Source organism: Streptomyces sp. NBC_00247 (genome assembly GCF_036188265.1).
Lineage (GTDB): Bacteria > Actinomycetota > Actinomycetes > Streptomycetales > Streptomycetaceae > Streptomyces.
Genome location: NZ_CP108093.1, coordinates 2,769,978 through 2,792,553 on the forward strand (window position 1 = coordinate 2,769,978; position 22,576 = coordinate 2,792,553).

General features: G+C 71.5%; 23 protein-coding genes. 8 read left to right on the forward strand and 15 right to left on the reverse strand.

The window, feature by feature from the left end; translation table 11 throughout:
- Window positions 1-81 precede the first annotated feature (81 nt).
- On the reverse strand, window positions 82-2,013 hold the full coding sequence (locus OHT52_RS11595; protein WP_328720063.1) for an AMP-dependent synthetase/ligase: 1,932 nt from the start codon (window positions 2,011-2,013) through the stop codon (window positions 82-84).
- Window positions 2,014-2,107: 94 nt separating this feature from the next.
- The gene (locus tag OHT52_RS11600) at window positions 2,108-3,379 is read right to left on the reverse strand and encodes an acetyl-CoA C-acetyltransferase (protein WP_328723700.1); all 1,272 of its coding nucleotides are present in this window, start codon (window positions 3,377-3,379) and stop codon (window positions 2,108-2,110) included.
- Between the two features lie 160 nt (window positions 3,380-3,539).
- Here OHT52_RS11600 and OHT52_RS11605 point away from each other — a divergent pair, with 160 nt between their 5' ends.
- The 3 genes from OHT52_RS11605 (at window position 3,540) to OHT52_RS11615 (ending at window position 6,192) form a co-directional block, all read left to right on the forward strand.
- Window positions 3,540-4,859 (forward strand): 3-oxoacyl-ACP reductase, encoded by a 1,320-nt coding sequence (locus tag OHT52_RS11605; protein WP_328720064.1) that lies wholly within the window; start codon window positions 3,540-3,542, stop codon window positions 4,857-4,859.
- A gap of 4 nt (window positions 4,860-4,863) precedes the next feature.
- Window positions 4,864-5,703, forward strand: a complete 840-nt coding sequence (locus OHT52_RS11610; RefSeq protein WP_328720065.1) for a MaoC family dehydratase — start codon at window positions 4,864-4,866, stop codon at window positions 5,701-5,703.
- Between the two features lie 63 nt (window positions 5,704-5,766).
- The gene (locus OHT52_RS11615; protein ID WP_328720066.1) at window positions 5,767-6,192 is read left to right on the forward strand and encodes a nuclear transport factor 2 family protein; all 426 of its coding nucleotides are present in this window, start codon (window positions 5,767-5,769) and stop codon (window positions 6,190-6,192) included.
- A 28-nt stretch (window positions 6,193-6,220) separates the two neighbouring features.
- On the opposite strand, the gene OHT52_RS11620 is transcribed toward OHT52_RS11615, so the two are convergent.
- The 7 genes from OHT52_RS11620 to OHT52_RS11650 all read right to left on the reverse strand — a co-directional run bounded on the left by OHT52_RS11620 (window position 6,221) and on the right by OHT52_RS11650 (window position 12,556).
- On the reverse strand, window positions 6,221-6,862 hold the full coding sequence (locus tag OHT52_RS11620; protein WP_328720067.1) for a TetR/AcrR family transcriptional regulator: 642 nt from the start codon (window positions 6,860-6,862) through the stop codon (window positions 6,221-6,223).
- Window positions 6,863-7,081: 219 nt separating this feature from the next.
- A complete protein-coding gene (locus OHT52_RS11625) occupies window positions 7,082-8,431 on the reverse strand; it encodes a dicarboxylate/amino acid:cation symporter (protein WP_328720068.1) in 1,350 nt (449 codons plus the stop codon).
- 433 nt (window positions 8,432-8,864) lie between these two features.
- On the reverse strand, window positions 8,865-9,158 hold the full coding sequence (locus OHT52_RS11630) for a DUF4229 domain-containing protein (RefSeq protein ID WP_328720069.1): 294 nt from the start codon (window positions 9,156-9,158) through the stop codon (window positions 8,865-8,867).
- A gap of 184 nt (window positions 9,159-9,342) precedes the next feature.
- Window positions 9,343-9,867 carry a GNAT family N-acetyltransferase gene (locus OHT52_RS11635; RefSeq protein WP_328720070.1) on the reverse strand — a complete coding sequence of 175 codons (525 nt, stop codon included), beginning with the start codon at window positions 9,865-9,867 and terminating at the stop codon, window positions 9,343-9,345.
- Window positions 9,868-10,045: 178 nt separating this feature from the next.
- On the reverse strand, window positions 10,046-11,209 hold the full coding sequence (mqnE, locus tag OHT52_RS11640; protein WP_328723701.1) for an aminofutalosine synthase MqnE: 1,164 nt from the start codon (window positions 11,207-11,209) through the stop codon (window positions 10,046-10,048).
- Between the two features lie 83 nt (window positions 11,210-11,292).
- A complete protein-coding gene (locus tag OHT52_RS11645; protein WP_328720071.1) occupies window positions 11,293-11,748 on the reverse strand; it encodes an Lrp/AsnC family transcriptional regulator in 456 nt (151 codons plus the stop codon).
- A 139-nt stretch (window positions 11,749-11,887) separates the two neighbouring features.
- A complete protein-coding gene (locus OHT52_RS11650; protein ID WP_328723702.1) occupies window positions 11,888-12,556 on the reverse strand; it encodes a UbiX family flavin prenyltransferase in 669 nt (222 codons plus the stop codon).
- 149 nt (window positions 12,557-12,705) lie between these two features.
- On the opposite strand from OHT52_RS11650, the gene OHT52_RS11655 reads away from it, so the two are divergent.
- The gene (locus OHT52_RS11655) at window positions 12,706-13,311 is read left to right on the forward strand and encodes a rhomboid family intramembrane serine protease (protein WP_328720072.1); all 606 of its coding nucleotides are present in this window, start codon (window positions 12,706-12,708) and stop codon (window positions 13,309-13,311) included.
- On the opposite strand, the gene mqnP is transcribed toward OHT52_RS11655, so the two are convergent.
- From mqnP to OHT52_RS11675, 4 genes are all read right to left on the reverse strand, one after another.
- The gene (mqnP, locus tag OHT52_RS11660; RefSeq protein ID WP_328720073.1) at window positions 13,301-14,218 is read right to left on the reverse strand and encodes a menaquinone biosynthesis prenyltransferase MqnP; all 918 of its coding nucleotides are present in this window, start codon (window positions 14,216-14,218) and stop codon (window positions 13,301-13,303) included. The genes OHT52_RS11655 and mqnP overlap by 11 nt on opposite strands.
- Window positions 14,215-15,672: a menaquinone biosynthesis decarboxylase gene (locus OHT52_RS11665; RefSeq protein WP_328720074.1), complete on the reverse strand. Its 1,458-nt coding sequence runs from the start codon at window positions 15,670-15,672 to the stop codon at window positions 14,215-14,217. The genes mqnP and OHT52_RS11665 overlap by 4 nt, the downstream gene beginning before the upstream one ends.
- A 91-nt stretch (window positions 15,673-15,763) precedes the next feature.
- Window positions 15,764-15,964: a hypothetical protein gene (locus OHT52_RS11670; RefSeq protein WP_328720075.1), complete on the reverse strand. Its 201-nt coding sequence runs from the start codon at window positions 15,962-15,964 to the stop codon at window positions 15,764-15,766.
- A 180-nt stretch (window positions 15,965-16,144) separates the two neighbouring features.
- Window positions 16,145-16,864 (reverse strand): GntR family transcriptional regulator, encoded by a 720-nt coding sequence (locus OHT52_RS11675; protein WP_328720076.1) that lies wholly within the window; start codon window positions 16,862-16,864, stop codon window positions 16,145-16,147.
- Between the two features lie 85 nt (window positions 16,865-16,949).
- Between OHT52_RS11675 and OHT52_RS11680 the strand changes: the two genes are divergently transcribed.
- The 3 genes from OHT52_RS11680 to OHT52_RS11690 all read left to right on the forward strand — a co-directional run bounded on the left by OHT52_RS11680 (window position 16,950) and on the right by OHT52_RS11690 (window position 19,628).
- Window positions 16,950-17,762 carry a class I SAM-dependent methyltransferase gene (locus OHT52_RS11680; protein WP_328720077.1) on the forward strand — a complete coding sequence of 271 codons (813 nt, stop codon included), beginning with the start codon at window positions 16,950-16,952 and terminating at the stop codon, window positions 17,760-17,762.
- A 66-nt stretch (window positions 17,763-17,828) separates the two neighbouring features.
- A complete protein-coding gene (locus tag OHT52_RS11685; RefSeq protein WP_328720078.1) occupies window positions 17,829-18,245 on the forward strand; it encodes a PLD nuclease N-terminal domain-containing protein in 417 nt (138 codons plus the stop codon).
- A gap of 123 nt (window positions 18,246-18,368) precedes the next feature.
- A complete protein-coding gene (locus tag OHT52_RS11690; RefSeq protein ID WP_328720079.1) occupies window positions 18,369-19,628 on the forward strand; it encodes a tetratricopeptide repeat protein in 1,260 nt (419 codons plus the stop codon).
- A 127-nt stretch (window positions 19,629-19,755) separates the two neighbouring features.
- Here OHT52_RS11690 and OHT52_RS11695 read toward each other — a convergent pair whose 3' ends face one another.
- Entirely contained in the window at window positions 19,756-20,205 is a 450-nt protein-coding gene (locus tag OHT52_RS11695; protein WP_328720080.1) for a MarR family winged helix-turn-helix transcriptional regulator, read from the reverse strand.
- Window positions 20,206-20,384: 179 nt separating this feature from the next.
- Here OHT52_RS11695 and OHT52_RS11700 point away from each other — a divergent pair, with 179 nt between their 5' ends.
- Window positions 20,385-21,701 (forward strand): aldehyde dehydrogenase family protein, encoded by a 1,317-nt coding sequence (locus tag OHT52_RS11700; protein ID WP_328720081.1) that lies wholly within the window; start codon window positions 20,385-20,387, stop codon window positions 21,699-21,701.
- 47 nt (window positions 21,702-21,748) lie between these two features.
- Here the strand turns inward: OHT52_RS11700 and OHT52_RS11705 are convergent, their stop codons facing one another.
- Window positions 21,749-22,486 (reverse strand): DUF2625 family protein, encoded by a 738-nt coding sequence (locus tag OHT52_RS11705; protein ID WP_328720082.1) that lies wholly within the window; start codon window positions 22,484-22,486, stop codon window positions 21,749-21,751.
- Between the last annotated feature and the right edge of the window lie 90 nt (window positions 22,487-22,576).

The following is a 22,576-nucleotide window of genomic DNA, read 5'->3' on the forward strand; positions in this document are numbered from 1 at the left end:
GGAGGCCTGGCCGCACCAATAGACCCCCGCCCGCCTGCCGCCACCCGCCCACCGCCCCCTGCCCGGCCCCGGCGCCCCGGCCTACTTCCGGTACATCTCCTCGATCTCGGCCGCGAAGTCCCGTGCCACCACGTCCCGTTTGAGCTTCAGCGAGGGCGTGAGCCGGCCGTTCTCCTCGGTGAAGCCGACGGGCAGCACGGTGAACCTGCGGATCGACTCGGCGCGCGAGACGGAGCTGTTGGCCTCGTCCACCGCGTGCTGGATCGTCTCCAGGAGTTCCGGGTCGTGGCTCAGCTCGCGGATCGGGACGCCCCGCTTCTTCTTCATCTGCCGCCAGTGCGCGAGACCGTCCTCGTCCAGGGTGATCAGCGCGGTGATGAAGGAGCGGTTGTCGCCGACGACCATGCACTGGCCGACCAGCGGATGGGCGCGCAGCCAGTCCTCCAGCGGGGCCGGGACGACGTTCTTCCCGCCCGAGGTGATGATGATGTCCTTCTTGCGGCCGGTGATGGTGAGGTAGCCGTCGTCGTCGAGCGCGCCGAGGTCGCCGGTGGCGAACCAGCCGTCGTCGAGCACCGGCACGGACGCGCCGCGCCGCGCGTCCCAGTAGCCGTGGAAGACCTGGCCGCCCCGGAGCATCACCTCGCCGTCGTCGGCGATCCGCACCGCACCGCCCGGCAGCGGCCAGCCGACCGTCCCCAGTCGGGGTTTGAGCGGTGGGGTCACCGTGTGGGCGGCGGTGGTCTCGGTGAGGCCGTACCCCTCGAAGATCTCGATGCCGGCGCCCGCGTAGAAGGAGGCGAGCCTGCGGCCCAGCGGGGAGCCGCCGCAGATGACGTACCGGACGTGGCCGCCGAGGGCGGCGCGGATGCGGCGGTAGACCAGCGGGTCGTAGAGCGCGCGGGCCATCCTCAGGGCCCTGCCGGGGCCCGGCCCGGTGCCGTGTTCGGCGGCCTCGACCGCCTGGCCGTACCGCTGGGCGATCCCGGCGGCCCGGTCGAAGGAGGAGGCGCGGCCCATCTTCTCGGCGGTGGCCCGTCCGGTGTTGAAGACCTTCTCCAGGACGTACGGGATCGCCAGCAGGAACGACGGCTTGAAGCCGGCCAGATCCTCCAGCAGGTCCTCGGTGCGGATCGAGGGGGCGTGCCCGAGCCGGACCCGGGCGCGCAGGCAGCCGACCGCGACCATCCGGCCGAAGACATGGCTGAGCGGCAGGAACAGCAGGGTGGAGGCCGGGTACCTGGAGACCGACTTGAAGACCGGGTGCAGCAGTTCGATGGCGTTGTCGACCTCGGCGAAGAAGTTGCCGTGGGTGAGCACGCACCCCTTGGGGCGGCCGGTGGTGCCCGAGGTGTAGATCAGGGTGGCGGCGTTGTCCGGGCTCAGCAGGGCGCGGCGTTCGTCCACCGCCGCGTCGGGCACGCCCGCGCCCGCCGCCTTGAGCCGGCCGAGCGCCCCGGTGTCCAGTTGCCAGAGATGGGCCAGCCCGCCGAGCTCCTTGCGCTCCTGGCTGACGATCCGCGCCTGTTCCTTCCCCTCGACCGCGCAGGCCTGCGCACCGGAGTCCTGGAGGATCCACCGCACCTGGTACGCCGAGGACGTCGGGTAGACGGGCACGGTGACCAGCGCGGCGGCCCAGGCGGCGAAGTCGAGCAGGGTCCACTCGTACGTCGTGCGGGACATGATCGCGATGCGGGCGCCGGGCTGGAACCCCTCCGCGATCAGACCCTTGGCGACGGCGCGCACCTCGTCGGCGAACTCCCGTGCGGTCACGTCCCGCCAACCGCCGTCCTCCTGCTTGCGGCTGAGGACCGCGTCCGCGGGTGCCTCGCGCGCGTTGTCGAAGGGGATGTCGGCGAGCGAGCCGTGGCGGACGGGCGGCGCGAACGCGGGCACGGAGGCCTCCCGCACCCTGCCGGCCGCGTCGCGCAGGGTGAGCGGGGGGACCAGGACGGGCAGCGCGGCGGGTCCGGCGTTCGCCGGGGATGTGGACGGGGCGGGGGGCGTGGACACGTGCGGCTCCTCGGGCGGGGACGGTGGCGGGCGGTCACGGGGCGGGTCCGGCGGGCGAACGGCCTCTCGTGTCGGGGCCGTTCGCGTACCGCCGTCAGGGCCGTTCGAGGATCGCCGTCACCCCCAGACCACCGGCGGCGCAGATCGAGACCAGTCCGCGCCCCGGCCCCTCGCGCTCCGCGAGGAGCTTGGCGAGGGTGGCGACGATCCGGGCGCCGGTCGCGGCGAACGGGTGGCCGGTGGCGAGCGAGGAACCGGCCACGTTGAGCTTCTCCCGGTCGACGGGGCCGAGACCCTGCTGCTGCCAGGCGGCGAGCGTGGCCAGCACCTGCGAGGCGAACGCCTCGTGGACCTCGAACAGGTCGAAGTCGGCGAAGGTCAGACCGGCCCGCTCCAGCAGCCGGGGCACGGCGAGGGCGGGGGCCATCAGCAGGCCGTCCTCGGCGTTCTCGCCGTGCACGTGGTCCACGGCGGCGCTCTCGTACAGCGAGAGGTACGCCAGCGGCTCCAGACCGCGCGCCTCGGCCCACTCCTCGCTCGCCAGCAGCACGGTGGCGGCACCGTCGGTGAGCGGGGTGGAGTTCCCGGCGGTCATCGTCGCGCCGGGTTCACCGATGCCGAACACCGGCCTCAGCGTGGCGAGTTTCTCGACGGTGGAGCCGGGACGCAGGTTCTGGTCCCGCTCCAGACCGAGGTACGGGACGACGAGGTCGTCCAGGAACCCCCGGTCGTAGGCGGCGGCCAGCCGCTGGTGGCTCGCCGCCGCCAGTACGTCCTGGTCCTCGCGGGTGACGCCCCAGCGGCGGGCGGTGATCGCCGCGTGCTCCCCCATCGAAAGGCCGGTGCGGGGTTCGGCGTTGCGCGGGACGTCGGGGACGAGGTGGCGGGGGCGGACCGCCGCGAGCGCCTTGATCCGGGCCGCGTTGCCCTTGGCCCGGCGGGCGCTCAGCAGGATGCGGCGCAGTTCGTCGTTGACGCCGAGCGGGGCGTCGCTCGCGGTGTCCGCACCTCCCGCGATGCCCGAGTCGATCGCCCCGAGGGTGATCTTGTTGGCGACGGCGACGACGGCTTGGAGCCCGGTGCCGCACGCCTGCTGGAGGTCGTACGCCGGGGTGCGGGGGTCGAGCCGGGAGCCGAGCACGGTCTCACGGGCGAGGTTGAAGTCGCGGCTGTGCTTGAGGACGGCGCCGGCGGCGAACTCCCCCACCCGCTGCCCGGCCAGGCCGAACCGCTCGACCAGCCCGTCGAGCGCGGCGGTGAGCATCAGCTGGTTGGACGCTTCGGCGTAGGGGCCGTCGGAGCGGGCGAACGGGATGCGACTGCCGCCGAGGATCGCGACCCGGCGCGGCTCGGGGAGGGGAATCATCGCGGCCCTCTCGTCCCGGCCGTCGCGGGACGTCGCCGTGCTGCCGGGCGCGGGACGGAAGTTCGCGGGCACGACCTGAGGCGGTTCATCTCGACCAGCTCCTGACTCTTGAGTAACCTTACTCTGGAGTAAATCTAAGACCGAGCAGGGAGTCTGGACAATGGCCGACCGCTATCTGCACCTGACCGGCACAGCCCCCGGCCGTTTCCTCACCCGCCGCCTGGGCCTCCCCCAGCCCGCGCCGTTGCGCCGCTGGTCCCTTCAGACGCCCACGCTCGACGGGCCGGTACTGCACCTCACGGCGGGCGGACCCGCCGTCCCGGGAGAGGTCGGCGAGCTGCTCGCCCGCCTCGGACTGCCGGTGGTGGAGCGGGCGGACCGCCCCGCCGGGATCGTGGTGGACGCGACGGGCATCACCTCCGCGACCGGGCTCGCCGCCCTCCACGCGGCCCTGCACCCGGTCGTCCGTTCGCTCGCCCGCAGCGGCCGGATCGTCGTCCTCGGTACGGTCCCGTCCCCCGAGGACCACCACCAGGCCTCCGCACAGCAGGCGTTGGAGGGGTTCGTCCGGTCGCTCGGCAAGGAGATCGGCCGGGGCGCCACCGTGCAGCTGGTACGGATCGCACCGGGCGCCGCCGCGTCCGCCGAGTCCACCCTGCGCTTCCTGCTCTCGCCCCGGTCCGCGTACGTCAGCGGCCAGGTCGTCGAGGTCTCCGGCGCCACGCCGGACCCGGTCGCCGACTGGTTCGCCCCGCTCTCCGGCCGTACCGCGCTGGTCACCGGGTCCGCGCGGGGCATCGGCGAGGCCGTCGCCTCGGTGCTGGCCCGGGACGGCGCCCGGGTGATCTGCCTCGACGTCCCCCAGGCCGAGGACGACCTGGTGCGCACGGCCGACCGGCTCGGCGCCACCGCGCTGGCGCTGGACATCACCGCACCGGACGCCGCCGAGCGGATCGCGGCGGCGGTACCGGACGGGCTCGACGTCCTCGTGCACAACGCCGGCATCACCCGGGACCGCAGGCTCGCCAACATGGCGGCCGACCGCTGGGCCTCGGTGATCGACGTCAACCTCGACTCGGTGCTGCGGACCACGGACGCGCTCCTCAAGGGGGGCACCCTCAACCGGGGTGGCCGGATCGTCGCCACCGCCTCCATCGCGGGCATCGCCGGCAACAACGGGCAGACCAACTACGCGGCGAGCAAGGCGGGCATCATCGGCCTCGTCCGCTCGCTGGCCCCCCGGGCCGCCGCCGAGCACGGCGTCACGGTCAACGCGGTCGCCCCCGGATTCATCGAGACGAAGATGACCGCCGCCGTACCGCTCTTCATCCGCGAGGCGGGCCGACGCATGAACTCCCTTTCCCAGGGCGGACTTCCGGTGGACGTGGCCGAGACGACCGCCTGGTTCGCGCAGCCCGCCTCCACCGCCGTCAACGGACAGGTGGTACGGGTCTGCGGCCAGAGCCTGTTGGGGGCGTGAGCTGATGACCGGCCTCGAACTCATGCTCCTGCGCGGCGCGTTGACCTCTCCGCTCAAGCGTCCCGGGCGCCCCGGAGCGCTTCTCCCGGCCACCCGGATCACCCGCCCCGGATCACCCGCGCCGGCCGAACTCCTGACGCGCTACCGCCACATCTGCCGTTTCCCGGCCGCCGGCCCGCTCCCCCTGACCTACCCGCACGTGCTGGCCTTCCCGCTCGCGATGCGGCTGATGACGGCACGGTCGTTCCCGCTGCCGGTCCTCGGCCTCGTCCACACCTGGATCGAGATCGCCTCCCACCGCCCGGTCCACCCCGATGAACCCCTCCAACTGACGGTTCGGGCCGAGACCTTGTCACCGCACCGGCGCGGGACCGAGGTCACCGTGGTGACGGAGGCCCGGGTCGCGGACGAGCCGGTGTGGGAGTCCCGCAGCGGATACCTCGCCCGCCACGCCGTACGGGAAGCCCCCGCGGACCCCGCCCCGGCGCCCGACCCCCTCCCCGGCCTGCCCGCCGTCGCCGAGTGGCGGCTCACCGGCGACCTGGGGCGGCGGTACGGCGCCGCGTCCGGGGACCGCAACCCGATCCACCTCCACCCGCTCACCGCCCGCCTGTTCGGCTTCCCCCGGGCCATCGCCCACGGGATGTGGACCGTCGCCCGGTGCCTCGCCGAGGCGGAGGGCGCCGAGCACATCCGCACCGTACGGGCGGAGTTCCGGGCCCCGGTGCTGCTGCCGGGCACGGTGACGTACGCGGCGGACGGCTCGGGCACCAGGTTCCAGCTGCGCGGCGGCCCGGACGGTGGGCGGGTCCACCTCACTGGTGCGGTGACCCGGGACCTGTGATCCCGTACGGTACGACCCCACAGGGCACGCCCCGCACGAACCGCACCACCACCAGGAGGAACCATGGAGACCGCCGACCGCTTCCAGGCCGCCGTGGAGAAGGGTGAACTCGGAGCGCTCGACGCCCTGTTCACCGACGACGTCCGCCTCTACAGCCCGGTGAAGTTCACCCCCTTCGACGGCAAGGCCCAGGTGCTCGGGCTCTTCGGAGTCCTGCTCCGGGTCTTCGAGGGCTTCCACTACGTCGGCCGCTACGAGGGCGCGGCCGAGACCAGCGCCGACGGCACCGAGGCGCCTTCGGAGGTCCTGCTCTTCCGGGCCACCGTGGACGGCGTCCAGATCCACGGAATCGACCTGCTCCACTACGACGAGGCCGGTCTGATCAAGGAGTTCACCGTGATGGTGCGCCCCCGGTCCGCCGTACAGGCGCTCGGCAAGGCGGTCCACGCGGGCCTGGTCGCCGAAGGGCTCGCCCCGGAAGCTCCCTGAGAGCGCCAGGGGCGCGCCCCGCACCGCGTCAGGCCGGCGGCTGCCAGGGGCGCCCGTTCATGAGGTTCTCCAGGCCCGCCCAGGAGAAGTTCATCAGGGTGGCCGCCGCCTCCCGGGCCGAGACGCCCGGGGTCTCGTTGGCCCAGCCCGCGAGCGCCTCGGCGGCGCCCACGAGCGCCTGCGCGAGGCCCACCACGTCCCGGTCGGGCAGCGCGGGATCGTGGTGCGCCTCCCGGGCGGCGGCACCGATGAGCCCGGTCACGAAGGCGACGATCTCGTCCCGCATCGTGGTGATCTCCGAGGCGAACGGCTCCCCGTGCGTACGCGCCTGGCGGTGCAGCACCGCCCAGCCGTCCGGGTTCTCGGCGGTGTGGACGAAGAAGGCGCGCAGCCCTTCCCAGAGTTGGCGGTCGGCGGGCAGCCCCGGCTCGACCCCCGCCTGGACCGCGTCCACCAGCGCCTTCGCCTCACGGCGGATGCACGCGGTGAAGAGCTCCTCCTTGGAGTTCAGGTACAGGTAGACCAGCGGCTTCGACACACCGGCGAGCTCCGCGATCTCGTCCATCGAGGCCGCGCGGTAGCCGCGCTGCCCGAAGATCTGTACCGCCGCGTCCATCATCTGCCGCTCACGCACGGCGCGTGGCATCCGCTTGCTCTTCACCGCATCCATGTCGGACTTCCTTCCGCCCCCGCTGCCTTACTCCCGAGTAAGGGTACGGGGAGCCGGGCGGTTCCCTCGGCTCCCCGGGCCCCGGAACGACGCGGGGGCGCCCGGTCCCGAAGGACCGGACGCCCCTGCGTCAGTGGTGTGCCGTGCCGGTTGGGCCGTGTGGTGAAGGTCCCGCCGGACCCGTCCTCCGGACGGACGGCGCTCCTTTCGCCACGCGCTTCAGGCGGCGACGGGGACCCGTACGGGCTCCTCCTCGACGACCTCGATCTCGTCCACCGGTGAGGCGGAGGCGGAACCGTACTTGTCGAGGTCGAGGATCTTCTCGCGGGCCGAGACGATCACCGGGACCAGCGCCTGGCCGGCCACGTTGGTGGCGGTGCGCATCATGTCGAGGATCGGGTCGATGGCCATGAGCAGGCCGACGCCCTCCAGCGGGAGACCCAGCGTCGAGAGGGTCAGCGTCAGCATGACCGTCGCGCCGGTGAGACCGGCGGTGGCGGCCGAACCGATGACCGAGACGAAGGCGATCAGGATGTAGTCACCGACGCCGAGCTGCACGTCGAAGATCTGCGCGATGAAGATCGCGGCCAGCGACGGGTAGATCGCGGCGCAGCCGTCCATCTTGGTGGTGGCGCCGAACGGCACGGCGAAGGAGGCGTACGCCTTCGGGACGCCGAGGCGCTCGGTGACCTTCTGGGTGACGGGCATGGTGCCCACCGAGGAGCGGGAGACGAACGCCAGCTGGATCGCGGGCCAGGCGCCCTTGAAGAACTGGATCGGGCTGACCTTGGCGACGGTGGCGAGCAGCAGCGGGTAGACACCGAACAGCACCAGGGCGCAGCCGACGTAGACGTCGGCGGTGAAGGTGGCGTACTTGCCGATGAGGTCCCAGCCGTAGTCGGCGATGGCGTAGCCGATGAGGCCGACGGTGCCGAGCGGGGCGAGGCGGATGACCCACCACAGGGCCTTCTGGAGCAGCTCCAGGATCGACTCGCTGAGGGTGAGGATCGGCTGGGCCTTCTCGCCGAGCTTCAGGGCGGCGATGCCGGCGACGGCGGCCATGAAGACGATCTGGAGGACGTTCAGCTCGGTGAACGGCGTGATCACGTCGGTCGGGACGATGCCGGTGAGGAAGTCGAGCCAGGAGCCGGCGTGCTCGGGCTTGAGGCCGTCCTTCGGCGTGAGGCCGGTGCCGGAGCCCGGGTTGGTGATCAGGCCGATGGCGAGACCGATGGCCACCGCGATCAGCGAGGTGATCATGAACCAGAGCAGGGTGCGGGTGGCGAGCCGGGCCGCGTTGTTGACCTTGCGGAGGTTGGTGATCGACACCAGGATCGCGAAGAAGACGAGCGGCGCGACGGCCAGCTTCAGCAGCTGGACGAAGATGTGGCCGATCTTGTCGAGCGTGGTGTAGAGCCACGCGACGTCGTACGAGCGGGTGATCCAGCCGAGGACGACACCGAGGACCAGACCGGCGACGATCTGGGCCCAGAAGGGCACCTTCGGTATACGGAAACCGGAGCTCTTGGGCTCGGCGGTCTCCGTGGTGGACGCGGAGTTCGCGGACACGGACACACTCCAGACAGGACGCGGCGTACGCACGGGGGCGCGGGTACGCGGGAAAGGTGTGGGGACGGGAAGGCGGCGTCCTCGCCGGGAGGCGGCGCCGCTGCGTGTCGTCGGTCAGACGCGACAACAGGCCGCGGTCGTGCGGCGGCAGAGATCGACGTGCAGGCGCGCCACGAGCGGGACGCCCGGGGCGTAGCGGATTCGCACTGCTGTCTTCATGTCGTTCACGTTAACACCGTGACTTTGGGGTCCTCAAAGCGTTTCTATGACCACGTATCCCGCCGTTCGCGACGCGTAAGCAGCGGATAAGAACGCCAAAGACCCCGGTTCCGGAGCGACTTGCTCCGGTCCGGGGTCCGATGCGCGACGCCCCCGAAGGGCGTCGGTGTGACGAAGGTTACGTGCCGAGTTCCGGCGGAACGCGAACCGCGCCCTACTGGACGGCGTCCTCGCGCGTGCGGTTCGCCTCCAGGCGGGACTTGGCGCGGCTCACCTTGTCGACGACCTGGGCGGACATCTCGTCGCGCTGCTTGCGCAGCAGGACGTAGCTGAGGGGGGCGGACAGCACCAGCCCGAGGAGTACGACCCAGACGACGTTGGAGCCGCCGACGCCGGAGGGGATCACGCCGAAGTGGACCGCCACTCCGGAGACGAAGAAGCAGGCGACGAAAATCAGCAGTCGCAGCGCGGAGTACCGGATCGTTGCGCTCGGCTTGGCAGCGGACACGGCTGAACCTCTCTCTACGTACGACGGTGTTGCGATCCTGCCCGACCAGTGAAGCATGCCCCGAAATCGTTCGGTTCACAGGGTTGCCGCGAGCCCCCCGTACACCCCGCGCACCCCCTGCTGAACTGCGGGAACGCGCCGGGCCACCGCCCCCGCGGCTGCCGGACGGAGCGGGCGGAGGCGGTCAGAGGAGCGGGAGCAGCATGGTGATGTCGTCCCGGTCGTCGCCGGGGGCGACCCGGATCGCGTCCGGCACCCGGCCCACCTCCTTGTAGCCGCAGCTTTCGTAGAAGCGGTCCACTCCGGTGCCGCCCCGGCAGGTGAGCCGGATGGCCTCGATGCCGTCCATGCCGCGCGCCGCCTCGGCCGCCGCCGCCATGAGGTCACGCCCGTACCCCTTGCCCTGGTGGGAGGGGTGGACCATCACGGTGTACAGCCAGAGCCAGTGCCCCATCAGCCGGTGGGTGTTGAGGGTGAGGAAGGCCGTAGCCGCCACGGCACCGCTCTCGTCCCTGCCGACGAGCAGCCGGGTGCGGCCCTCGACGAGGGCGGTGAGGTGCTTGAGCAGCTCGGGGCGGATGTCCTCGATGGTGACCGGCGGCACGAAGCCGACCGAGCCGCCCGCGTTGGAGACGTCGGTCCAGAGCTCCAGGAGGCCGTCGCGCAACTGGGGGTCGAAGGCGGGGTCCAGCGTGAAGGTAAGAGGCATGAATCAAGGTTAACCATTACATCCGGGCGGCCTCAACCAGCTCTCCGGGGGACGGGACTCCCCCGGCACGGCACACCGGCCAGCCGGACGCACCGCACCGGCGCACACGCCGAAGGGCCCCGGCGGCAGGTGGGAACACCTGCCGCCGAGACCCTCGGGACCCGGCCGAAACCTCGTGTCAGACCCGCATCGCCTGCGGCGACTCGCGCCGGTCGGCGTCCGGGCCCGGGTACTCGCGGATGATCTCGTACCGGGTGTTGCGCTCGACGGGCTGGAAGCCCGCGTCCCGGATGAGCTCCAGCAGATCGTCACGGCCCAGCTTGTTCGGCGTGCCGTAGTTGTCCGCGTCGTGCGTGATCTTGTACTCGACGACCGATCCGTCCATGTCGTCCGCGCCGTGCTGGAGCGCCAGCTGAGCGGTCTGCACGCCGTGCATCACCCAGAACACCTTGACGTGCGGCACGTTGTCGAACAGCAGCCGGGACACGGCGAAGGTCTTCAGCGCCTCGGCGCCGGTGGCCATCGTCGTCCGCGCCTGGAGCCTGTTGCGGATCTTGCCGTCCTTCATGTCCACGAAGTCGTGCTGGTAGCGCAGCGGGATGAAGACCTGGAAACCGCCGGTCTCGTCCTGCATCTCGCGCAGCCGCAGCACGTGGTCGACGCGGTGACGGGGCTCCTCGATGTGCCCGTACAGCATCGTCGCCGGGGTCTTGAGACCCTTCTCGTGCGCGAGGCGGTGGATGCGCGACCAGTCCTCCCAGTGGGTGTTGTGGTCGACGATGTGCTGGCGGACCTCCCAGTCGAAGATCTCCGCGCCGCCGCCGGTCAGCGACTCCAGACCGGCTTCGATCAGCTCGTCGAGGATCTCGGAGGCGCTGAGCCCGGAGATGGTCTCGAAGTGGTGGATCTCCGTCGCCGTGAACGCCTTCAGCGCCACGTTCGGCAGCGCCTCCTTGAGGGCGCTGAGCGAGCGCGGGTAGTACCGCCACGGCAGGGTCGGGTGGAGCCCGTTGACGATGTGCAGCTCGGTGAGGTTGTCGTTCTCCATCGCCTTGGCGAGGCGGACGGCCTCCTCGATGCGCATCGTGTACGCGTCCTTCTCGCCCGGCTTGCGCTGGAACGAGCAGTACGCGCACGAGGCGGTGCACACGTTCGTCATGTTGAGGTGCCGGTTGACGTTGAAGTGCACGACGTCACCGTTCTTGACGGTCCGCACCTCGTGGGCCAGACCGCCGAGCCAGGCCAGGTCGTCGGACTCGTAGAGAGCGATCCCGTCCTCGCGGCTCAGCCGCTCGCCGGCCCGGACCTTCTCCTCCAGCTCGCGCTTGAGTCCCGCGTCCACAGATACGCCTCTCATTTCTCTACGTAACAGACTTCGCACCACCGTACGCCCCGCGGTTCCCCCGCGATCCCCGGGGACACCCCTCAACGCTCTTCGGGAAGCTCCCCGACCCGGTTCTCCCACTTCGTGGAGAGCACGATGGTCGTCCGGGTGCGGGAGACGCCCTTCGTCCCGCTCAGCCGCCGGATCGTCTTCTCCAGGCCGTCGACGTCGCCGACGCGCACCTTCAGCATGTAGGAGTCGTCGCCCGCGATGAACCAGGCGTCCTCGATCTCCTCCAGATCGCGCAGCCGGCGGGCCACGTCCTCGTGGTCGGCGGCGTCGGAGAGGGAGATGCCGATCAGCGCGGTGACGCCGAGGCCGAGCGCCGCCGCGTTGACGGTGGCGCGGTAGCCGGTGATCACCCCGGCGGTCTCCAGCCGGTTGATCCGGTCGGTGACGCTGGGCCCGGAGAGGCCCACGAGCCGGCCCAGTTCGGCGTACGACGCCCTGCCGTTCTCCCGAAGGGCCTGGATGAGCTGCCTGTCCACCGCGTCCATATGAAAGAACCTTCCATTGTTCAGCTCTATCGCAAGTCTGTGTATAGATTTTAAGGCAAATAGGGCCCTGACCCTATGAATCCTTCAGAAGATTCAAGAACGCGAACCGCAGCTCGCCGCCGACCGGGCGGCGCGGGATTCAGGCGGTACGTGAGCCACCACCGAGTTCCCCCTCCCACCGGCGGTACAGGCCGTGCGGCACCCCCGCCGCGTCCAGCACCCGTCCGGCGACGAAGTCCACCAGGTCCTGGATGTGCGTGGCGCCCGCGTAGAACGCCGGGGACGCGGGCAGCACCACGGCCCCCGCCTCGTCCAGGGCCACCATCTGCTTCAGCGTCGCGCCGCTCAGGGGTGTCTCCCGTACGGCGACGACGAGGGTGCGCCGCTCCTTGAGCGTGACGCTCGCCGCCCGCTGGAGCAGGTCCTTGGACAGCCCGAGCGCGACCCCGGCCACACAGGCCGTCGAAGCCGGCACGATCAGCATCCCCTTCGCCGGGTACGACCCCGAGGACGGCCCCGCCGCGAGGTCCCCGGCGGGCCAGTGGCGCACCCCGGAGAGGTCCGGGTCGAAGGTGTCCGGCTTCCCGTCCGCCCCCCGGGCGAGCCAGCTCGCCAGGTCGTCCCGCCAGTGCCCGTCGCGGAAGGCGATCCCCGTCTCGTCCAGCAGCGTGAGCCGCGAGGCGCGGCTCACCACCAGGTCGACGTCCTCACCGGCGGCGATCAGACCGCGCACCACCGAAGCGGCGAACGGGGTCCCCGAGGCGCCGGACACCCCGACAATCCAAGGCCGTCGCCGCTGCTGACTCACTGAAGTCGTGGATTCCACACGCCGAGAGTATCCGTCCCCCGCACACCGGCCGAACCCGGAACCGGGCAGGGGCTCCGGGGCGTTGTTCCTCGTGCCGTCCGATGGCCGCCCCGCGGCCGTCCCCCGGCCACCGGTACGAGGAGGAAGCCATGACCGACGTCCGTACGCCCCCCGGAGCCGGCGCACGGGCCGTGACGGCGGGCGCGCTGATGGTGGGCTGGATCGCGCTGCTCTGGCTGCTGGAGGGCATCGACGTGGTGACGGACCACGCCCTGGACCCGTACGGCATCAGCCCGCGCGACCCCGCCGAGCTGCTCGACGTCGTGCCCGCCGCCTTCCTGCACGGCGGCTGGGGCCATCTCGCCTCCAACACCGTCCCGCTGCTGGTCCTCGGCTGGACGGCGGCGCTCGCGGACGTCCGCCGGTTCCTCGGCGTGGTGGCGACGATCGTGGTGGTGAGCGGACTCGGCGTCTGGCTGACCGCCCCGGCGGGCACGGTCACCCTCGGGGCGTCCGGGGTGGTCTTCGGGCTCTTCGGCCACCTGCTGGTCCGCGGCTTCGTGGACCGCCGCGCGCTGGACGTCGTGGTCGGCGTCCTCGTCGCGGGCGTCTACGGCTCGATCATCTGGGGCGTGCTCCCCACCGACTCGGGCATCAGCTGGCAGGCCCACCTCTTCGGGCTGATCGGCGGGGTGGGCGCGGCCTTCCTGTTCCGCAGGCCGCGCCGCCGCCCGTACACCGCCGTCACGGCGTGAGGCCGCGCACCACCAGGTCGAGCAGGGTGCAGGCGAAGAGCGCCATGCCGATGAAGCCGTTGACGGAGAAGAACGCCCGGTTGAGCCGGGACAGGTCGTGCGGGCGCACCACCCGGTGCTCGTACACGAAGGCCACGGCGACGATCACCATGCCGATCCAGTAGAAGAGCTCCGCGTCGGTGGCGAGGCCGAACCAGACGAGCAGTCCGGTGGTGATCGCGTGGCAGACCCGGGCGCCCCAGAGCGCGGCCGGGATGCCGAAGCGGGCGGGCACCGAAAGCACGCCGTGCGCGCGGTCGGCGCGGACGTCCTGACAGGCGAAGATCAGGTCGAACCCGCCGATCCAGACGCCGACGGCCAGCCCCAGGACGACCGCGTCCCACGACCAGCTGCCGGTCACCGCGAGCCAGGCGCCGATCGGGCCCATGGCCTGGGCGATGCCGAGGATGGCGTGCGGGAAGTTCGTGAACCGCTTGCCGTACGGGTAGACCACCATCGGCACGATCGCGAGCGGCGCGAGCGCGAGGCAGAGCGGGTTGAGGAGGGCCGCGGCGCCGAGGAAGAAGACCAGCGCGACCAAGGCGCCCGTCCACGCGGAACGCACGGAGACCGCGCCGGTGACGATCTCGCGGGTCGCGGTACGCGGGTTACGCGCGTCGATCTCCCGGTCGATGATCCGGTTCGCCGCCATCGCGAAGGTCCGCAGTCCCACCATCGCCACCGTGACGAGCAGCAGCTCGACCCAGTGGATCGACTCGCTGACCTGGAACATCGCGATCAGCGCGGCGATGTACGCGAAGGGCAGCGCGAACACCGAGTGCTCGATCATCACCAGCCGCAGGAACGCCTTCACCTTGCTACTGGGCTGCGCCGGGCCGTGGCCCAGCGCTGCTTCTGCGGCAGTCACAGTCCGTATTCCTTCCAGCGGCGGTCGACCTTCGCCGCCGTCTCCGGGTCGGACTCGACCATCTCCGGCCAGCCTCCGTCCCGCGTGTAACCCTCCTCGGGCCACTTCCTCGTCGCGTCGATGCCCGCCTTGCCACCCCAGAACTGCTGGTAGGAGGCGTGGTCGAGGTGGTCGACGGGCCCCTCGGTGACCGTCAGGTCCCGGGCGTAGTCGGTGTTGCCGAGCGCCCGCCAGGCCACTTCGTGCAGATCGTGGACGTCGCAGTCGGAGTCCACGACGACGATCAGCTTGGTCAGCGACATCATGTGGGCGCCCCAGACGGCACTCATGACCTTCTGGGCGTGCTTGGGGTACTTCTTGTCGATCGAAACGATCGCACAGTTGTGGAAGCCGCCGGCCTCGGGCAGGTGGTAGTCCACGATGTCCGGGACGATGATCTTCAGCAGCGGCAGGAAGAACCGTTCGGTGGCGCGGCCCAGCGGCCCGTCCTCGGTGGGCGGGCGGCCGACCACGATCGACTGGAGCAGCGGACGCTTCCGCATGGTCACGCAGTCGATGGTCAGTGCGGGGAACGGTTCCTGCGGCGTGTAGAAGCCGGTGTGGTCGCCGAAGGGCCCCTCCGGGAGCATCTCGCCCGGCTCCAGCCAGCCCTCGATGACGACCTCGGCGTGGGCCGGGACCTGGAGGGGCACGGTCTTGCAGTCGACCATCTCGATCCGCTTGCCCTGGACGAACCCGGCGAAGAGGTACTCGTCGATGTCCCCGGGCAGCGGCGCGGTGGACGCGTACGTCACGGCCGGCGGCGCGCCGAAGGCGATGGCCACCGGCAGCCGCTCGCCCCGCTTGGCGGCGACCTGGTAGTGGTTGCGGCTGTCCTTGTGGATCTGCCAGTGCATGCCGATGGTCCGGCGGTCGTGGCGCTGGAGGCGGTAGAGCCCGAGGTTGCGGACGCCGGTCTCGGGGTGCTTGGTGTGGGTGAGCCCCAGGTTGAAGAAGGAACCGCCGTCCTCGGGCCAGGTGAAGAGCGCGGGCAGCTGGTCCAGGTCGACGTCGTCGCCCATGAGGACGACCTCCTGGACGGGGGCGCTCTCCCCCTTCACCTTCTTCGGCGGCACGTGGATCATCGAGCCGAGCTTCCCGAAAGCCTCGCGCACACCGACGAACCCGTGCGGCAGCTCCGGCTTCAGCAGCCCGCCGATCTTGTCGCTGATGTCCGCGTACGCCTTCAGCCCGAGCGCCTTCAGCAGCCGCCGGTCGGTGCCGTACACGTTCATGGCCAGGGGCATCGAGGACCCCTTGACGTTCTCGAAGAGCAGCGCCGGCCCGCCGGCCTTGTTCACGCGGTCGACGATCTCGCCGACTTCGAGGTACGGATCGACCTCGGCCTTGATGCGCTTGAGATCGCCCTCACGTTCCAAGGCCCGGAGCAGGGAGCGAAGATCGTCGTAAGCCATGCCCACCAGTTTGTCATCCTCCCCACGCTCACCCTCGGGGGCTCCCCCGCCGCCGCGCCGGGGCGGGGCGGATGAGCAGGTGGCGCGGACGTCACTCAGGCATCCGCTTCCGTTCCAGTCGGCCGCCCCGGCTTTCCGCGATGCGCAGTGCGTCGGTCAGGCACTCGGAGAGCCGGGTGGCGACAAAGCGAAGCTCAAGAACCGTCACGTCGGGGTCCTCCGTCAGGGCGTGCGCGTATTCCTGGACCTCGACGGCCATACGCATCTGCGTCCGCTCCATCTCGTCGGCCATGCGCGAGACAGGGCCCTGCCCGTTCGTCACGAGGTAGCAGGGGGCGCCGTCCTCGCGTGTCCACGGAAGTAAACGAGCAGTCGATGTGTCGAGGTGATCTGGTGTCATACATCGAAGACTGGACCGGTTGACCGGTCCAGTCAAGGATGCCGGTCGTCTTCAGCCCATCGGGTATCGGTCTCAGCTCATCGGGTAGGCGTCCGTGCGCTCCCATACCCGCGCCGGTGTCACGCCCTCCTCGCAGACAAGCGGCCTGCCCTCGGAGTCCGACGCCGTATGAAGGACGACGGCAACCGCTTCGGGAAGTGTGAGCCCCAGAAGCTCTGCCTCATGCCGGGAGGCCAACCGGACCGTCGACACGTCGACGCCCTCAGCGGGGCGCCTGCCAGTGGTGCGGGCGACGTAGTGGGTGGTGCCCTCCATCAGCGGTCCGGCTTGCGCGAGCCTCGGGCAGGCATCGGCGATGTCCGGCGGGAACCACGCAACGACCAGCGACTGCGGCGCTCCGTCGTCCAGCAGCATGAGCCGGTCACGGCGGAGTGCGGCGACCTCCGGATCCAGACACAGCGCCTCCGCCACCTTCTCCGGAGGCACTTCCCGGACCGGCGTCCCGAGGCGACGGAAGGCCGAGCCGCCCGAAAGGCGCGCGGAACCGGCGATCCGCCGCCCCGCCGGGCGCGCCAGCGGCGTCTCCACCACAGTGAATCCCGAACCCTGCCGCGCGACCACCAGCCCGTCCGCGCGAAGTACGTCCATCGCCTTGATGACGGTCGCCCGGGAGACGGACCACTGTTCGCACAGGTCACGGCCGGACGGGAGAAGGTCACCCGGGCCGAACTCGCCGTCGGTGATGCGAGCACGCAGTGACTCCGCGATCTGCTCGTACTTGAGAAGCGGCATCGCAGCCTCCTGGTCGCTGGACTGGTCAACCGGTTAGGTTAGTCCAGGAGTTCGCTCCCACTCATGGCCACCCCAGGAGGCACGCATGGCGCCGCATCAGGTACCCCCCGGGATCATCGACTTCTACACCTCCGGCTACGACGAGTCCGCCCGGCTCACCAAGAACGCGGACGGGGTGCTGGAGCTGGTGCGGACCCGGGAACTACTGCGCAGGCACCTGCCGCCCGCTCCTGCGAAGGTGCTCGACGTGGGCGGCGGGCCGGGTGCGCACGCGCGCTGGCTGGTGGAGGCGGGGTACGAGGTCCACCTCGTCGACCCGGTCGAGCGGCACGTCCAGGAGGCCCTGGAGACCGGGGCCACCGCCGAGCAGGGGGACGCGCGGGCGCTCCCGGCCGGGGACGCCACGTACGACGCGGTGCTGCTGCTCGGTCCGCTCTACCACCTGACCGACCCCGCCGACCGGAAGGCCGCCCTGGCGGAGGCCCGCCGGGTGGTCCGGCCGGGCGGGCTGGTCGCGGCGGCGGGCATCAACCGGTACGCCCCGCTCTTCGAGCACACCGCCTACGCCCACCTGCACCACCCCGCCATCGGGGAGAGCATCGTGGAAAGCCTGGCGACGGGGGTGTACGACGGCCGGCGCGGGTTCACCGAGGCGTACTTCCACACCCCGGAGGAACTGGCGGCCGAACTGCGCGACTCCGGGTGCGAGGACCCGGTGGTGTACGGGATCGAGGGGCCTGCCTGGTCGCTGCTGAAGGCGACGGAGCAGCACACCGGGGAGTCGCTCGTGGACTCGCCGCTGTTTGAGTCCGCGCTCGCCGCGGCCCGTCTGGCGGAGGCTCATCCGGAGCTTCTCGCCGCCAGTTCACATCTGCTCGCCGTGGGGTGTCATCCGTAGCCGGTACCCTGTCGGCTCACCGGGGGCCTTCACGCCCCGCCGTTTTCCCAGGGGGACGCCTCAACCATGCTCAGGGCCCTGATCTATCTCCTGCCGCTGGCGCTGACGATCTACGCCTTCATCGACTGCCTCAACACCCCGGAGGACGAGGCCAAGCACCTGCCGAAGGTCGCCTGGGTCTTCATCATCCTGCTGTTCTGGATCGTCGGCCCGATCGTCTGGCTGGCCGCGGGCAAGCTGCGGCACGTGCCCGCCGGAGGCCGTACGCCCTCCGAGTGGCACCGCGACCACCGCACCCAGTGGGTGGCGCCGGACGACAACCCGGAGTTCCTCAACAGCCTCCGCGCGGAGAACAAGAAGGACGAGTCGCTCCTGAAGGACTGGGAGGCGGACCTGCGCCGCCGCGAGGACGAGCTCAAGCGCCGCGAGCGCGGTACCGGCCCCGACGAAGCGCCGGGGACGCCTCCGCCGGCGACCGCCTGACCAGCGGCGTGGAGCGACCGGCGGGCGGCTGACCGCGCATCGGCGGTGCCGACCGACGTGCCGTCCGCTCGGGCTCCTCCACGCACTTGTCCTGCCGACGGCGCGCGCCCTAAGTTCGCGATCATGGACCATGTCGACCTCGACCACCGCCATCGCACCTACGACGGCTGGATACCGCCCACCGTCGCCGCGCTCCTTCACGACTACGGCCACGACGACATCCTGCGCCGGGCGGCGAGCCGCGGTGACTGGTTCTGTGCCCGTCAGCTTGCCGAGGCGGCTGCCGCGTCCGGCCCGGAGGGGCGGGCGACGGCGTCGGCATCGCTACAGCCGTTCGCGGCCACCGGATGGTGGCCCGCCGTCGAGGCGGTCGCCGCGCTGCTCTCCGCATCGCAGCGGTACGACGAGGCCATCGAGCTGCTGCGTCCGCTCGCCGACTCGGGGCACCGGGGCGCCCTGCGCGACCTGGCGCGGCTACTCGCTCGACTGGACGACCTGGACCAGGTCGTCGCCCTGCTCGGTCCACGTGCCGCGGATGTCCACCTCGCCGAGGAACTGGTGGAACTCGCCGCGGGCCGCGGCCGCGACGCCGAAATCGCCGCGCTGCTCCCCGATGTCGGGATCGGCCCGACCGAACCGTTCGCCTCCGGCTCGGATGCCGTGGACACCGTCCCTCTGCATGCCAGGTTCCTGGAGCTCCGAGGCCGGATCGACGAGGCGATCAACCTGCTGAGCAGGCACGTTCGGATCGACGGTGTCGTGTACGCGTTCCACGCCCAGGAGCTTGCCGGTCTCCTCGCCCGCCACGGCCGCGAGGCCGAACTGCGCGCGTTCCCGATCGACGGAGGCGAGCAGTACGCCTTGGCCGCCCTGGCCCAGTTGCTGGAAGAGCAGGGCCGGATTACGGACGTGGTCGCCCTGCTCGGTCCGCCCGCGAGCACCGGGGACCCCCACGCGGCATTCGACCTCGCCCAATGCCTTGCCCGCCACGGCCGCCACGACGAGGCCGTCGACGTACTGAGCGCGGTCGCCGAGACGGCGGGCGGCGACAGCGACTGGATCATCCACCTGCTCTGCCGCATCCTGGTCGATGCCGGGCGGGCCGATGACGCCCTCACCTACATCGGCGACCACTTCACCCGCCACAACGGCAGCCCGCAGGAGCTGGCGCTCATGAGGGCCCGGGTGATGGAGATGGGCGACCGCGCCGAGGACGGAGCGGTGCCGGCAGATGCCGCCGACCCCGACGAGGACCTCCTCCACTGCGGAACGGTGTACGGCGCCATCACCCTCGCCGAACGTCTCGTGAGGCGCGGCCTGCCGCACCAGGCCGTCGCCCACCTCCGCGATCGCCTGGACGGGCCGAAGTCCGCACGTTCGTGACACCTGTGGAAGGTGCCTTCTCCTCGTCCTCGGCGTCCGTGCCGGGTGACGCCGCGGGGTCCACGATCGCAGGCTGCCCGGATACGTCCCCGCTCCCGGGCGTCCGTCCGCGTTGACGGACGGCCGCTCACCCGCCCAGCAGCCCGCCCAGACGCTCCAGCAGCGGCAGCAGCGCGGTGCGTTCCTCCGGGGTGAGCGCCTCCAGCGCGCCGTGCACCACGCGCATCTCGGCGCGTATCCGGTGGGCCAGCTCCGTGCCCTCGGGAGTGCGGGAGGCGACCTTGGAGCGGCGGTCGCCGGGGGCGGGGGTGCGGACGAGCAGGCCCCGGGTCTCCATGCGGCCGACGAGCCCGGTGGCGTTGGAGGCGTCGCAGACCAGGTGGCGGGCGAGGGCGCTCATCGGCATCGGCGCGTCGAGCGCGACGAGGGCACGGGCCTGCGCGCTGCTCAGGCCGTGGCGGGCGGCGACGGCGGTGAGGTCGTCGGAGTGCCCTCGTACGACGACGGCCAGGGGCTCCAGCAGGTCGTCCGGGGTGGGGACGGCGCGGTCGGCGCGGGGTGCCGGTTCCGGGGGCATGGGGTGGTCATCCTTGGGCAGAGGCGCGGGGAGCGGGGCAAAGGGGTGGGCGGTGCGGACATCCACCGTACGCCGCGTTCCGATTATTTGACTTACTCAACTTCTGGTCGTTACATGAAATGCGTTGCTTGACGATGTCAACTTCCTGATATCGAGACGCCCCGCAGTAGGGAGCCCCCATGCCCTCCGAGTCCCCGGCCGACGTCGTCGCCCGCCTCCGCACCACCTTCCGCACCGGCCGCACGAAGGACCTGGCCTGGCGCACCCGTCAGCTGGAGCAGCTGCGCGCCCTGCTCACCGAGCACGGCGACGAGCTGGCCGACGCGCTCCACGCCGACCTCGGCAAGAGCCGCGCCGAGTCCTACCGGACCGAGATCGACTTCACCGTCCGGGAGATCGACCACACCCTGGAGCACCTCGAAGACTGGCTGCGCCCCGAACCGGCCCCCGTGCACGCCGGGCTCGCCGCCGCCGGAGCCACCGCGCTCACCGTGCGGGACCCGCTCGGGGTGGTCCTGGTCATCGCCCCCTGGAACTACCCGGTGCAGCTGCTGCTCGCCCCTCTCGCGGGCGCGCTGGCGGGCGGCAACTGCGTGGTCGCCAAGCCCAGCGAACTGGCCCCCGCCACCTCCGCCGCCGTGGCCCGGCTGCTCCCCCGCTTCCTGGACACCGACGCGGTCGCCGTCGTCGAGGGCGCCGTGGAGGAGACGACGGCCCTGCTGGAGGAGCGTTTCGACCACATCTTCTACACCGGCAACGGCACGGTCGGCCGGATCGTGATGACCGCCGCCGCGAAGCACCTCACCCCGGTGACGCTGGAGCTGGGCGGCAAGTCCCCCGTCTTCGTGGACCGGGACACCGACCTCAAGACGGTCGCGCAGCGGCTCGCCTCGGGGAAGTTCCTCAACGCGGGCCAGACCTGCGTGGCCCCCGACTACGTCCTCACCGACCCGGAGACCGCCGCCGCCCTCACGGACGCGCTCGCCGCCGCCGTCGAGGCGCAGTTCGGCAGTGATCCCTCGGCCTCCCCCGGGTACGGCCGCATCATCAACGAGCGCCACTTCGACCGCCTGGTACGCCTGCTGGACTCCGGCCGTACGGTCACCGGCGGCTCCCACGACCGGGCGACGAAGTACATCGCGCCGACCGTGCTCGCCGACGTCTCCCCGGACTCCCCCGTGATGGGCGAGGAGATCTTCGGCCCGGTGCTGCCGATCCTCACCGTGGCCGGACTGGACGAGGCGATCGACTTCATCAACGACCGGGACAAGCCGCTGGCGCTCTACGCGTTCACCGAGTCGGCCGGGGTCCGCGAGCGGCTGCTGGCCGAGACCTCCTCGGGCGGCGTCGGCATCGGCCTGCCGCTCGCCCACCTGACCGTCTCCGACCTGCCGTTCGGCGGGGTCGGCGAGAGCGGCATGGGCAGCTACCACGGCCCCTACTCGATCGACACCTTCACCCACCGCAAGGCGGTCCTGGACACCCCGCTCGGCTGACCTTCCCGCGCCCCGCCCGGCAGCGGCCGAGGAAGGTCGGCCCCGCCTCAGACCCTGCCCAGGAACCCCGGATCGGCCGGGCCCATCTGCCGGGCGAAGTCGGCGGCCACGCCGAGCACCTCCCGCATCGGGACGGCGCGGCGGCTGGTGGCCGCGAGGTCGTCGTGCGCCTCCTTCGACCACAGGAACGGGTACACGGAGAACCCCTGCGCGCAGGAGAGCGCGGCGGCCTCCTCGCGCCAGCCGGGCCACCGCAGGTCCTGGTAGAACCCGTCCGTCCCCCCGGAGGCCAGCCAGGAGATCCACCCCGAGTGGCCCATGTCCAGCGCTTCCCACTCCAGCGAGTCGGGGGCGAAGTAGATCATCTGTCCCGGGAGGCCTGGCCGGTCCGCCGCTGCGGGGTCGTGGCCGTTCAGGGCGAAGACCCCGCCCAGGACGTCATGGCCGACTATCAGGCCGCCGGCCGGATACCAGGTGGCGTCGAGGCCGGCGGGGAACGCGTTGACCCGGGCGAGGCTCGGCAGCCGGCCCTCGCCCGCGAAGCCCGCGCCTCCACCGCCGCCGCCGAACACGCGGACCCACCCGTCGACGAGCAGGCCGCCGCTGTGCCACGCCAGGGCGCCCAGCGTCGAGGCGACGGTGACCTGTGTCCGGAGCAGACACCGCTCGGCCTCGTCCCGGTCGACGGGGAACACCTCGACCAAAGCCGTACCGGCGGAGAACAGCTCCCGTACCTCGGGCCAGGCGGGATTGTCCACGTGGACGAGTTCGTCGAGTGCGCGCATCCCCGCATGATCCCAGCACACGTGAAACGGCTGCCCGCCCCCCGTACGTCCGGGAGGGGCGGGCAGCCGTTTCGCGCAGGTGGTGCGGGG